Source organism: Streptococcus sp. 20925_1_24 (genome assembly GCF_041432335.1).
In the GTDB taxonomy this organism is placed as follows: domain Bacteria; phylum Bacillota; class Bacilli; order Lactobacillales; family Streptococcaceae; genus Streptococcus; species Streptococcus mitis_BM.
Genome location: NZ_JAPVZM010000006.1, coordinates 87133 through 100584, shown reverse-complemented (window position 1 = coordinate 100584; position 13452 = coordinate 87133). Strand labels below are relative to the sequence as shown.

Here is a 13452-nt window from a genome sequence, read left to right as displayed (position 1 = left end):
TAATTCCAAGAATGCCATCTTAACCAGATGGTTTTCTTGTCCATTGTTTGTGATGGTTAAGACCTCACCTGTCGTATCCTCTCGCATACTAAAACTGTGAAAGGCTAAATCATCTTGAAAGTAGTTGCTATCCACGATTGCGATAGCGTATACTGGTGCGATATGTTTATAACTCTGGTGAGTATTGCCTTCTTGTTGGCGAACTTTTTCAAGGTTTTGATTGACCTGACTGCAAAGGTAAGCCCACAGGCGATTGATGAAAAAATTCTGATGATGCACCTGAATCTCAATAATTACTTGTGTCCCATTGTCCAACTCCGCCAAAACATCTATACTGGTATAGAAATCCTGCGCCGAGTAAGGTATGGAAGGTAAGACATGAATATTGCTTCCCTCCAAAATGGTCACATTTTTGGCTGGTAATTCCAGCATATCGCGGATAAATTGACAAGTGATTTCTGGATTGCTAAAGATTTTCTTAGCTACCAAATCATTGGTCGGGCTGATGCCCGGATGTCTTAAAGTCATCCATTTCCTCCTTCTATTATACCATAGTTTTAAATCTAATTTTGCTAGATTCGATGGTTCTATCTATTTATTCGAAAAGGAAATGAATTGTTAAGATATTTTATCTCGTTTCAACTAAAATATGAGCTTGATCAACCAACTGTCCATCAACAGTCAGATTCAGATAAAAATCCAAGGTCTTGTCGGCAGCAAAATACATGGTTGGTAGATGCAAATCTTTTTTGCATTCCCCAGCTTGGAATTGAAGGACTTGAATCTCGTCCTGATAGGCAACACCATGGACACCTGTCCCCGGTTGAATCGAAATCTTAGCTTCCAGAGGAGTACTACTTTCACTACGTTCAATCCTAAAATGAAGAGTCTCCCCCTTTGCTACAGCTAGACTTTTTTCTGCAAATGCTAGTTCCTGAACAACTTCTTTTTTTGCTAAGCTAGGAGTTTTATAGAGTGAAATCTTGGTCAGTACAGGTAAATCCTGTGCCTCTGTAATCATTACGCGCACCTTCTGTGCCTCTACTAGCGAACCTCGCAAGAGACGCTTATGACCAACTGTGAAGCCCGTACCAAATTCTTGCCAGACGCCGTCCACCTCTACTTGCACATGAAAAGCAGCGATTCGTTGCCCCAGCTTCAAATCTTCTCTTAACTCAAGAACATCGAAAGTTTTAGGCGCCCCTAAGTCTAGTTCTAGTTGGATGGGCAAGTCTGCATCGCTTGCCCATGAACTAGTCTCAAGACCGTCTGTCAAATGGCGACAATCAAAGTCTGCGGAAAGTGCTGGACCAGATACCTTAGCTCCCAGAGTCAAATCTTCTTTATAGAGCTCATTGCGATAGGCCGTAAATTCATAGAGGCGTTCAATATCCTTTGCATCAAAGAGCCCATCTTTATTCGGCGGAATATTGAGTAAGAGAGGTGTGCCTCTCCCCACTGAGTGAAAATAGATTTCGACCAACTCCTCAAGTGACTTAGGATCCTGCTCTTCATGGTAGAACCAGCCCGGCCGAATGGAAACATCTGCCTCACCGATTGAGAAAATCGTGCCTGAAGGATCCCCATGCTGAAGATAGCCCAACTCTGCTTCTGTCCCTAATTTTTCAGGATTCACCTTTTGCCACAGGGGATTACCTGCGTACCCTCGTTCATTGCCAATCCAACGGATACTAGTGCCTTCTGTTGAAAAAATCAAGCAATCGCCCTGAAGCTCACGAATGGTTTCAAACCATTTTTCAAATTCATAATTAACCTTTTGAGCGCCCTCTCCTCTGGCACCATCCATCCAGATCTCAGCAAATTTCCCTCCATTGCCATAGGCAGGATTTGATAAGATTTCCTTCAGCTGAGCCAGATAATAGGCATTATAGTCCGCTTCTCGGTCCACATGATAGAGGGGACTATGGGCATCCCACGGTGATAGGTAGATCCCCATATCCATATCAAACTCTGTGGCAGCTTGGGACACCTCAAGGAGCAAGTCTCCCTCTCCATTCCTCCAAGGACTGGCCTTGACCGAATAATCTGTGTGAGCTGTCGGATAGAGGACAAAGCCGTCGTGGTGCTTGATCACCAAAATCAACTTTTTAAAGCCCGTTTCCTTGAGCACGCGAACCCACTCACGCGCATCTAACCTGGTCGGATTAAAGCGTTCAGGTTCCTCCTGACCTGTCCCCCATTCCTGGTCATAAAAGGTATTAGGCCCAAAATGGATAAAGGCTGCTAGTTCATCCTCTAAATAAGCTAGCTGGGCCTGACTAGGCAAGGGCCCATGCGGTTTTATTTCTCTTACCATACTACTTCCTATCTACACTTTTCTTTACTTTTTTGGCATATACTTGCAATTCGGTTAAGGCTAGGGGACTAGTCAAACTTTCAAATCGAAGACGAAGGGCGTAAGTCTTCACCTTATCAAATTCAAAACGAAGCTCTTCATCCTTGTCACTTGACACTTTTCGGATGCCTGATACAGGGCGCCAATTCTCCTCTTGTTTGAGTAGAGAATCCTTGTCCAAATGGTTGGGAGTCCGAGGCAAGGCAGGCTCATTCCCTACATAATAATCGATAAAGGTCGGCTCAACGGCCACATATTCTTGATTTTCAACATAATACAAGGTCAGGTTATCCACAAATCGCGGTTTTAAAATCCCTGCATCTCCAAACAGAATACCCACGCTGGCTTGCTCTGACTTGGCAATCCAAGTATTGGCTGTCGATTTCTTCCGAGCAATAACCTTGTCATTGAGATATGAGGCTGGGTGATTCGGCTCTGAATGGGAAGCAAAGACCAGAGGCAGGTTGGATCCTGTCCACTGATCGGAAATAACTTCCCCATCTACACTGACATCTGTCACATGAATGGTGACTGTTGCTGGCAACTCACAGCCCGCTACTTGTCCTGTGAGCACACTTTCTCCTACCTGAGCATAGACTTGAGGTTCGAGTTCATCCCAAGTCACCTTGGCCGTATCTCTTCTGCCATCTGATAAGACTAGCTTGACTCGATCTGGTAAATGTGGGACTTCCTTGACAAGCGTCCAAACCTTTTCAGGCTCAATAGCGCAAATCCCTTGGACACAAACCTGAGCAGAAGCCTTTATATCCAGCCCCTCAAGATGACCAGATACCGTAAATTTATGAAAGCTTGCTATATCTTCTTCGGAGATTGCCTCCCAAACAACCTTGACTCGTTTTGCACCACCGAACTCATAGTCCACCAAAACTGAAGATGGCAGCTGTGGATAAGTTCCCTTAGCTGTATACAAGCGAAGTGATCGTACAGAAACTGCCTGCCCTAGTGAGGTATTTTCTGCCACCTGAAAATGAGTTTGATAGGCCTTCCCTTGATAAAAGGCGCGAATAGCCAAGTCCCCTACAGACAAGCAATAAAGCACTCCCTGCTTGATAATGGCGTGGGCACTACCACTCGTCTTCCAAATCACTTCACTATTCCCCACCTTGTTCACAGGGTTATCCACAGTTTGTGGATAAAGTCCAATAGCTGGGGAATCTCCTTCTTGTAATCCGGCCTGCTTGTCCACTCGAATCTCAAATAAGCGCTTATTTCTCACTGGTTGGGTAGCCAAAGCCTCTCCCACTAAGATATCAAAACTTGCTGGCTCTAGCCCTCTGGCACTGGCTTTTACTCTTACGTGACCTGCCTGATCTAAACTCTGAACCAAAAGGACACCTCTGCCATGAAAGGCTTGCCGCTTAAACCGACCATTTTTCTGAGCCTGGTAACGTTCACGACTAGCCTGCCTACCATTATCCACACCTACAATACGAGCAGGGCCTTCAATTTTAAAATGAAGCTGATTGGAAGCACTCGGTACCCAATTTCCATCCTTGTCCAATACATCAAAATAGAGATAAAGGAGGTCTTGCCCATCTGGCTCCAGTTTTGTTTTCTCGGCATGTAGCCCGATTTTGGCTGGCTTACCTGCAGTCACCACCCTATCTTCTGCCACAAGCTGACCTTGATAATCATAGGCTACAGCATGCAATTCTCCTGGTTGATAAGCCAAACGCCATTCGAGATAAAGTTGTTCAGAACTTGCTCCCTCTTGGTATTTTCTACCATCTGAAGTCCATTTTTCCTGAAAATTCTTTCTGCCTTGGGATTTTCCATTGAGAAATAGCTCTACTGAACCAGCATTTGAATACACTCGAACAGGGATATCCCCACACTTATCCACAACTTGTTGATAACTCTTGTGGATTTCCCAATTCCAGTGGGGTAAGATATGAACCATGGGATGCTGATCTAGGTCCAACCACTGACTTTGATAGAGATAATAGTCATTTTTAGGAATCCCTGCCGTATCCACAATCCCAAAATAGGAACTCTTGACAGGTGTGTCATTTTGGTTGTGCCAAGGAGTGGGCTCACCGATATAGTCCACTCCTGTCCAGATAAACTGACCCGCATAGTCTAGCCGATTTCTATCTGCTATCCAAGAAGCTGTCGCTGTCTTCCCCCAAGGAACCCGATCATTGCCATAGTCTGACTGTTCAAAATTCCTCACGCGGCGATTATCCCCAACCCATTCCTTATCTGGGCGAAAATAGCTATCACGCGTCCTTGTAGCCGATGAGGTTTCAGACCCATAAAGTCGCCACTTGGGATGTCTTTTGCGAATCGCGTCAATATTATCTTCCGAGTAATTTAAGCCCACCACATCCAGCAAATCAGCAATCTTTTCATGACCTCCAGAACCATCTCCGAAGCGGAACTGATCCATTCCCATGGTCACAAAACGGCTATCATCGACTTCCTTAACCCTTTCTAGCAAGCGTTTGATCGTCTTCAATGAATGGGCATCGCCATTTGCTTCGCTGACTTCATTTCCCAAGGACCACATAAAAATCGCTGGATTGTTCTTACCACGTTCAATCATGGTGCGCAAATCGTAATCTGACCAGAAATCGCCTGCTTTCGCTTCTGGATGAGTCGCTTCTTCCTCAAAAAAGCGACCATAATCATATTCTTTCTTGCCTCCATACCAGGTATCAAAGGCTTCTTCTTGGATGAGTAGCCCCATTTTGGCAGCCACATCCAGCAAAATACTACTAGCTGGATTATGGGTGATTCGGATTGCATTGACACCCATTTCCTTCATCTGGCGCAAGCGTCTCTCAGCAGCTGACCTGTTTTCCACAGATCCCAGCGCTCCGTAGTCATGGTGCAAACAAACCCCATGAATCTTCAACCAGCTACCATTTAGAAAGAAGCCCTTATCCGCTTGCCAATCCATATAACGGTAACCAAAAGTCTCCTCTTCTTCATCAACCAAAATGCCATTTTTGTAAAGGCGAGTCTTCAATTGGTAAAGGTAGGGATGGTCAATATCCCAAAGCAAGGGTTGAAAAATTGATATGGCTTGTTGGAAAGAATATTTGTCCCCAGACTCAATCACTAGAGAGTCTGTCGCCAGCCAGTCTGACAGCTGTTGTCCATCATACCAGATACTCTGCTCCAAATACACCGACACGGACTGAGGTCCATCATTTGAAACCTTACTTGTAAGCTGAGTCTCCACCCATCCATCTCTTTGTTCCTTTAGCTTGGGACTTTCTATCTTAATCCCATATAAATCCAGATGCACCGAATCTCTAATCAATAATTTTACTTCTCGGTAAATACCGCTACCAGAGTACCAACGACTGCTAGGTTGCTGATTTTCCACAAAAACCGCAAGCTGGTTGGCTGTCCCATCGTTTCTTAGATAGGGGGTGATATCATAAGAAAAGGGTGTATAGCCATTGGGATAATAGCCCAGCACTTGCCCGTTGATATAGACTTGGGCATTCATGTAAACTCCATCAAACAACAAACGCACCGATACAAGACTGGCATCTTCTTCCAAGTAAAACTGCGTCCGGTACCAAGCCTGACCCCCATTTAACTGACCACCCTCATTTTGCGCTGGCGAGTATTGGTCAAAATCATTGTAAATACTCCAGTCATGTGGCACTTGAATGGCCTGCCAATTTCCCCTCTGAAAATCCGACGCCAAGGCATCTTCTTTCCCCACCTCTTGGCTAAAAAACCAGTGATTTCGTAAAATTCTTTCTCTTCTCATACAAGCATTCCTCTTTAAACGACTCGATTTACTTGACTATAGCACAAAACACAAGCGCTTTCAAGATTTCCTCCATCACTCCCTAAATACTCAGAAGAGATTCTATAATTTGTGGAAAAGTCTGAAAATAACTCCATGTTCAATCAAACTGTAATTTGCAATAAACAATACAAACCTCAAAAGAGACCAAAAAACACCTCTCTGAATGTTCATTCCAGAGAGATGTCCCTTTTGTCTTAACTATTGTAAATCGATTGTCTAAAGTCATCTGAATCTTTGAGATAAGCTTTATAAATCGCTTTTTTCAGTTTTTGCACTGGTGTTTCGATAAACTCAAACTTTTTAGCCGTGGTATTTCCTGCTTTTATCTGGGCTAATTCAGCTAAAACAGCTTCGTTCATTAGTGATTGTAGTTTTTCTTTACTTGCAATTACTTCTGATTTTCCGTTGTAATTTATCGTAATAGATTTCAGGCTATCTAATTTTGCAACACGTTCATTAATTTGATCTTTTTTGAACTCCGCATATGTTTTTCCTAGAATTTTTTCAAAAATATACTTATCAGATAATGGTTTTCCTGCCGCTTCAGCTTGGTTTTTATATTGATTTGACACATAAGGAACAAATCCTTCATAGTAGCCCAAAGTAGCCATCAATTCAAAGGCTTGTTTTCTAAAGGTGATATCCCCACTCATACCAGAGTCATTTTGACTAACACCATAAATGGTATCAAACATGTCAACAGTATAGTAACCATTTGCTGTAATTTTTCCTTTATCTGAAAAACCAGCAATGATATAACGATTGACCAGGATATGATTGTCAATCAAACTATCAATATCTGTCAATTTTTTGGCATCTTCTAAGGTCAGAGCTTGAATCTCCTCACTCTTATGAGTTGGTTTAACTGCTGGATTACGGTAATCTACCCAAGTTCTAGGACCTGTTGAAGTGATTGGCGTTATTTTTTTGAAATAACTCATCTTGTCTTCTGCAGATAAGCCTTTACTTGCTTCAGCTTCTAGGTAATCTAGAGTATAAAGGACATCGAAACTTCCCTTCATATAAGATTTCAAATCTTCTGCTATTTTAAATCGATCAGGTGTTCTATTGTAAAATCCATTCTTATCACTCTCATCATATACAAAGTTGAGATTGAAATAAGTATCCTTTTCTGGATTATAGGAGTTTTCAAAAATACCACGCGCATAAAACTCTGCTCCTGTACCATCTCGACGACCGTGATTATTAAACAAGACCGTTCTATCTAGTAAGTGCGTCATTTCATGAGAATAAGTAGCTGAACCTCTATCATCCAGAACTCTATCTATAAAGTAACGGACACCTAATCCATTTGCCTCAGCTCCCACCTTACTTACTGGAGAATAGTAATTCATAGGAGTCATAAATTGGTCGACTCCCTTATCAGCTCCATTACCAGTAGCTGGTGACCAAGTGCTATCAATCTGGGCATTCGGATTACTTGTATATTTCTTCATCGTATCAATAATCAAACGATTTGTCAGCAACTTATCACGATTTTCTGGTTTTGTTATACGATAAAGAGTATCAACATAGTTGGCTTGTTGTACAGCCGCTTTCTCAATTAAAGACTTGACTCTAGCAAGCTCAGCCTGATACTTAGTTGGATTAGACTGGGCAAGAGAAGTATCTATATAGGAACCAATATTACCATAGGTAATTGTCGCCATATTACTAATCACGTAAACATTTGGTTCTTTCACATTTAAAAGTCCCAAAATAGCAGCCATATTAGCCTCTTGTTTACGAGGATCCTTTTCCCCAGCTGTCAACTTGCTATACAACCCGACATGCGCTGAAGGATTTTCCTTAGATGGTTTTTCAACAATCATAGCTTGGCTAGATTTTTTAAGCCAGGTATCCGCATCATCTGACGTAAAGAGTTGGCGATTGCTGTCTAAAAATTCCTTCAAACTAGCCTTACCTGTAATAGTAGATAAATACTTTGTAAATGTTTGAGGACTATTGGTCAATTTCATCTCTTCATAAGACATGGATCCTAATTTTTTCAAACTATCCAAGGCGGTCATTGTCTTATTGCCAAATGAGCTTGGATTAAAGGCCAGAATATCACGAATATTCGTGTCCCCAAATTGAATATTATAAAAACGATTGATATAAGACAGTCCCAACAAAATCTGCTCTTTGTATTGCTCAAGCTCTTGTTTGACCTTGCTGCGATTTTCAGGGGTATCTCCTATAATTCCCAATGTATGCGAGGCTATCTTTTTGAAACTTGACTCAGCTTGCGTCTTCGTCTGATCAAAGCTTTCTTGAATTGACAGTTTTTGAAGATACTCTGTGCGCAACATATCTTTGACTTCTTGGTCAGTGATATTTGGGTGTGTTTTTCTGAGCGCAATTCTCTTTGTTATAATATCTCGAGGATCATAGGTAGGCTCTAACTGTGCTTTTAGTTTACTGTCATGTAAGAAATCTACTGATCTCACGCTTGTGGTCAGAGCAGACACATCCACAGCATCTTCTCTCTCACTATTAGCCGGAAGTAAGTGTGGTTTATCCTCCTGACTACCAACTAAAACAACTCTCGGTTTCATTAGTTTTGTTATTTGACTCGTTTCTTGAGAATTAACCAATTCACCAGTTTGTTCATTGATAGCGTAGGTTCTGGTAAGTGTATTCTCACCAACTTCACCCTCAGATGCTACCTTTTCTATATTTTTAGCAAGTGAAGAATCCTCTCTTCGCTCCTCAGTAACAGCAATCGGTTGTATTACTTTTTCCACATTACCAACTTGAATCACTTTATCGACTGCTGGATTTACTTGTCTAGTAGTATCAGATACCGTCACCTGACCTGTTGCCTTGTCTAGTTGATAAGTCGTCCTAGTTTCCACCGAACCATCATGCCCTGCAACCGCTACTTCCTGTCGTCTGAACTCCAAAGCAGGATTCACTTGGTAAATCGTTTTATGAGATAGGACAGTAGTTTCAACACTCGGTTTAGTTCCAACTTCTACAACTTGATCAACTTTGTTAACTACTATTTTGACAGTTTTATTCTCAGAAATATTTCCACTTGCTTGATCTTTAGTATAGGTAGTAGTAACTTGTTCTTGTCCCTCAACACCCGGAATTTTTACTCTTGTAACGCCGTGGTCTAGTTTCTCATTCTTTTCATAAACGGTTTCATAAGGAACAGCTTTGGTCTCCACTTTGGTCTGAGGAAGTTGAGTGTCTTCTTTGTACTCTGGGAGAGCCTCCTGTATCTCAGGCTCACCGGAAACGCCACCTTCATAAGACGGAAGAGATGGCTCTACCGAAGGATCGCCGGAAACACCACCTTCATAAGAAGGAAGGGACGGTTCCACCAAGGATTCACCAGAAACACCGCCTTCATAAGATGGAAGCGCTGGTTCTACCAAGGTTTCGCCGGAAACACCACCTTCATAAGAGGGAAGGGACGGTTCCACCAAGGATTCGCCAGAAACACCACCTTCATAAGATGGAAGGGACGGCTCCACCAAGGATTCACCGGAAACACCGCCTTCATAAGACGGAAGAGACGACTCTACCGAAGGCTCACCGGAAACACCGCCTTCATAAGACGGAAGCGCTGGTTCTACCAAGGACTCACCGGAAACACCGCCTTCATAAGATGGAAGGGACGGTTCCACCAAGGATTCGCCGGAAACACCGCCCTCATAAGACGGAAGAGGTGGTTGGACTTCCGGGGCTAGGCTTATACTATTTTCTTGAGGTTCCTTCTCTTTTGCCCCGACCAAAATCACCTGAGCAACTGGTTCACGAAGCACTTCTCTCCCTACTTCATTTCGCGTAACAATACCATCGACAACCCTTACTTCTGTTAAGATTCGTTCTTGTCCCTTGGCACCTTCTATAGAAATTCTTTTTTCTCCCTTAGCCAGAGTTGGGTCAGACTGAAATTGAGTTTCAAACTCTATCTCCCCTATCCTAACTTCCAGTTCTGGCTTGTCTTCAATAACAGTTTTCATTCCTTCATCTGGTACTTTTTTAGACTCAATATTCATACTTTTTTCAGAAGTTGGATTTAAAACAGGCTCAACTGCGTAAGATGGTTGAGGAGATTGCACAAGATCTTTAGTCGAGCTAAAATGAGATGCAGTCTGTGGTACAATCTTCTTAGACTGAGATTCTGAACTTTCCTCCTTTTGAGATAATGCTGGCGACTCTACCTTATCAACAGAAAGTTCCTTACTAGCACTATCTCTTACCAAATAATATCCCGTAAATTTATATCCTTGGACTGTTTCAGGACTTGGTAAAAACTGACCTTCTACTCTCTTAACAAGGGCTGGTTGCAATTCTACCAGATTTTCTAAAGCAGAGATGGATGCTCCCCAACCACCAACAGCAAAGACGCTCACAAGGAAGTAAGACGCTCCCTTTTTTCTCTTGATTAAAGTGAAGGAAAGCAATAATAATCCTGCTCCCAAGATAAACATCCCATCATTAGAAAACAGACCTGTTTCTGGTAATCTTGTAGCCAATTTTCGATAGACAAAATAGTATTCTTTTCCCTCTTTTACCTCAATTTTATTCTCTTCAAACCATTGCAACTCAGATTTCAGCTTTTCAGATAAATCCTGCTCATCCAAATAATGACTTGAAATTAGTGTTGAAGTCGTTTCTGCAGCCTGTACGGGTTGAGCCCCCATACCAGCAAAAAATAAACTCGTTCCTAGCAAGACCGAACAAGCTCCTATTGTATATTTCCTCAAAGAAAAACGCTGCTTTCTCTCAAATTGAAATTCTTTCATTCCATATCCTATCATTCATTATTACTGTATATTTAGTATATCAGAAATAGTTTGTATTCACAAATCTTTCTAGTTATTCCCTTATCATTCCAAATTAAGGGAAACAACATACAATAATTTTAGTTAAATGTATATCAATGTTCTTTGCTTTTCTTAACAAATGCAATGCAAAAAGAGCCTGTTGCCAAGCTCTTTAGTCTATTACTTCTTCTCAGCACGGAGGGCTGACAAGATTTGTGTACGGATATCATCCACACCATTTGGAGTATTTGGTAAAAAGATAGTCTGATTTCCTTTAGAGGCAAAGGTATTCAAGGTGTCCAAATACTGGTTGGTCAAGAGGATGGACATGATTTGTTCTTCCGTCATGCCAACATTGGCTTCCTTGAGTTCGGTGATAGACTCTGCCAATCCATCCACAATCGCCTTACGTTGTTGGGCAATCCCCACACCATGGAGGCGGTCTTTTTCTGCTTCGGCTTCAGCTGCAGTAACGATTTTAATCTTGTCAGCTTCCGCCAATTCTTGCGCTGCGACCCGCTTACGTTGCGCCGCATTGATTTCATTCATGGATTGCTTGACTTCTGCGTCTGGCTCAACCTTAGTAATCAAGGTTTTCACAATAATATAACCGTAAGTAGTCATTTCTTCTGCTACTTGGTGTTGAACTTCAAGGGCAATCTCATCTTTTTTCTCAAACAATTCATCCAAGGTTAATTTTGGAACAGAAGAGCGAAGAGCATCTTCGATATAAGATTTAATCTGAGATTCTGGACGCATGAGTTTATAGTAGGCATCTGTTACGCTCTGCTCATTGACACGGTACTGAGTCGCTACATTCATCATAACGAACACATTGTCCTTGGTCTTAGTCTCAACCACAATATCGCTTTGCAACAAGCGCAACTGAATCCGAGCTGCAATCGAGTCAATTCCAAAAGGCAATCGAATATGAATACCGCTATTGGCAACCTTTTGGTATTTCCCAAAGCGTTCAATAATCGCCACCGACTGCTGACGAACCACATAAACTGTACTCAGTGTGACTATCACCAATAGGAGCACACAAACCACCACAAAAATCATCAAAAATGTTGCCATTATCGTGACCTCCATTATTATTTTTTCCTGTATTATAGCACATTTAAAGAAGGCTGTGCAGTTTTTACTGCGATTTTTCCTGAAATGTCAATAATTAGAGGTGAAACTACATTTCAAGTTAGTAATCGCTTTTTTTTCATTACATTATCTTCTATAGAATCTTCATCCATAGTCAGAGAATGACTTGCCTTAACTTTTCTCTCGTGCTATACTATTTATTGAAATGAATAAATAGGAGATATTTCATGAAAACAGCAAAAACTACTGTTACAATCCTTTCTGCACTTGTTTCTGTCGTCTTATTGGCTAGTTGTGCAACAAAGTCTACAGAAACACAGACAAGCAATAATAGCTCATCTGATAATCAGATTACATTGACATATGACCAACTACGGTCAAGAGAAAACACTATGTCAACCCTTTGGTATCAAAAATCAGCTGAAACTAAAGCTTTATACATACAGGGTTATAACGTTGCAACAAATCACCTAAAGGAATTGCTCAAAACAGAATCAGACAAACCTTACTCTATCGTTTTAGACTTGGATGAAACTGTCCTAGATAATAGCCCTTATCAAGTACAAAATGTTAAAGACGGTACAGCATTTACACCCGAAAATTGGGATATTTGGGTTCAAAAAGCTGCAGCAAAAGCTGTCCCAGGTGCCAAGGATTTTCTTCAGTTTGCTGATCAAAACGGTGTCCAAATCTACTACATTTCTGACCGCTCAGCTAATCAAGTAGATGCTACCATTAAAAATCTTGAAAGTGAAGGAATTCCTGTTCAAGGACGTGATCATCTCATGTTCTTAGAAAGTGGTGTAAAATCCAAAGAGGGGCGTCGCCAAAAAGTTCAAGAAAAAACAAATCTTATCTTATTGTTTGGTGATAACCTCGTAGACTTTGCAGATTTTTCTAAGACTTCTGAGTCTGACCGTGATAAACAACTTGAAGAATTGCAAAAAGAATTCGGTGAAAAATTCATCATCTTCCCAAATCCAATGTACGGATCATGGGAATCAGCTGTATACGCTGGTAATAAACTAGATGCTAAAGGTCAAGTAGAAGAACGCCAAAAAGCCTTGCAAGGTTTTGATAAATAAAACAAATAAGCTGACTATACATAAAATTAAGCTAACTTACAATCTTCAAAAAGTGGATAGGAAGGAATTCTGATAATCAGAAAACTTTCCTATCCACTTTTATAATTGATATAACATCAAGCTTTTATACATCTGATACATTTTCTGATTTTAAATATAGTAGATTGAAATATGGTAAGAAATAGACCGAATGACTAGCCTATCAACACCCGTTAAATCGCTAAGATACGTCAAAAAAGCCCTTAACTACGGCCATAGTTAGGGGCTTTGGTGTTCTAATGAACCTTATCAATTAACTACATTCTAGCATATAAACCCCGATATTTCAAGAGTTTT

6 protein-coding genes are annotated in these 13452 nt (G+C 41.4%); 1 reads left to right on the top strand and 5 read right to left on the bottom strand.

Features of this window, described 5'->3' with window-relative positions:
• The 5 genes from O3650_RS04560 to O3650_RS04540 all read right to left on the bottom strand — a co-directional run.
• Positions 1 to 528 (bottom strand): Rpn family recombination-promoting nuclease/putative transposase (locus tag O3650_RS04560; protein ID WP_371491687.1); only part of this gene is annotated, 528 nt, incomplete at its 3' end.
• Between the two features lie 100 nt (positions 529 to 628).
• A complete protein-coding gene (locus O3650_RS04555; RefSeq protein ID WP_261083285.1) occupies positions 629 to 2317 on the bottom strand; it encodes an alpha-L-fucosidase in 1689 nt (562 codons plus the stop codon).
• Position 2318: 1 nt separating this feature from the next.
• On the bottom strand, positions 2319 to 6107 hold the full coding sequence (locus O3650_RS04550; RefSeq protein ID WP_261083286.1) for a sugar-binding domain-containing protein: 3789 nt from the start codon (positions 6105 to 6107) through the stop codon (positions 2319 to 2321).
• Between the two features lie 236 nt (positions 6108 to 6343).
• Positions 6344 to 10912, bottom strand: coding sequence for a ZmpA/ZmpB/ZmpC family metallo-endopeptidase (locus tag O3650_RS04545; RefSeq protein WP_203176561.1), 4569 nt, complete (start codon positions 10910 to 10912; stop codon positions 6344 to 6346).
• Between the two features lie 201 nt (positions 10913 to 11113).
• Positions 11114 to 11998: an SPFH domain-containing protein gene (locus tag O3650_RS04540; RefSeq protein WP_004235732.1), complete on the bottom strand. Its 885-nt coding sequence runs from the start codon at positions 11996 to 11998 to the stop codon at positions 11114 to 11116.
• Between the two features lie 260 nt (positions 11999 to 12258).
• On the opposite strand from O3650_RS04540, the gene O3650_RS04535 reads away from it, so the two are divergent.
• Entirely contained in the window at positions 12259 to 13116 is an 858-nt protein-coding gene (locus O3650_RS04535; protein ID WP_203176563.1) for a 5'-nucleotidase, lipoprotein e(P4) family, read from the top strand.
• Positions 13117 to 13452: the final 336 nt, after the last annotated feature.

What these genes read in the sequence shown, in the direction of transcription:
- O3650_RS04555 (WP_261083285.1), bottom strand. Translation starts at nt 2,317, where the DNA reads ATGGTAAGAGAAATAAAACCGCATGGGCCCTTGCCTAGTCAGGCCCAG.
- O3650_RS04540 (WP_004235732.1), bottom strand. Translation starts at nt 11,998, where the DNA reads ATGATTTTTGTGGTGGTTTGTGTGCTCCTATTGGTGATAGTCACACTG.
- O3650_RS04545 (WP_203176561.1), bottom strand. Translation starts at nt 10,912, where the DNA reads ATGAAAGAATTTCAATTTGAGAGAAAGCAGCGTTTTTCTTTGAGGAAA.
- O3650_RS04535 (WP_203176563.1), top strand. Translation starts at nt 12,259, where the DNA reads ATGAAAACAGCAAAAACTACTGTTACAATCCTTTCTGCACTTGTTTCT.
- O3650_RS04550 (WP_261083286.1), bottom strand. Translation starts at nt 6,107, where the DNA reads ATGAGAAGAGAAAGAATTTTACGAAATCACTGGTTTTTTAGCCAAGAG.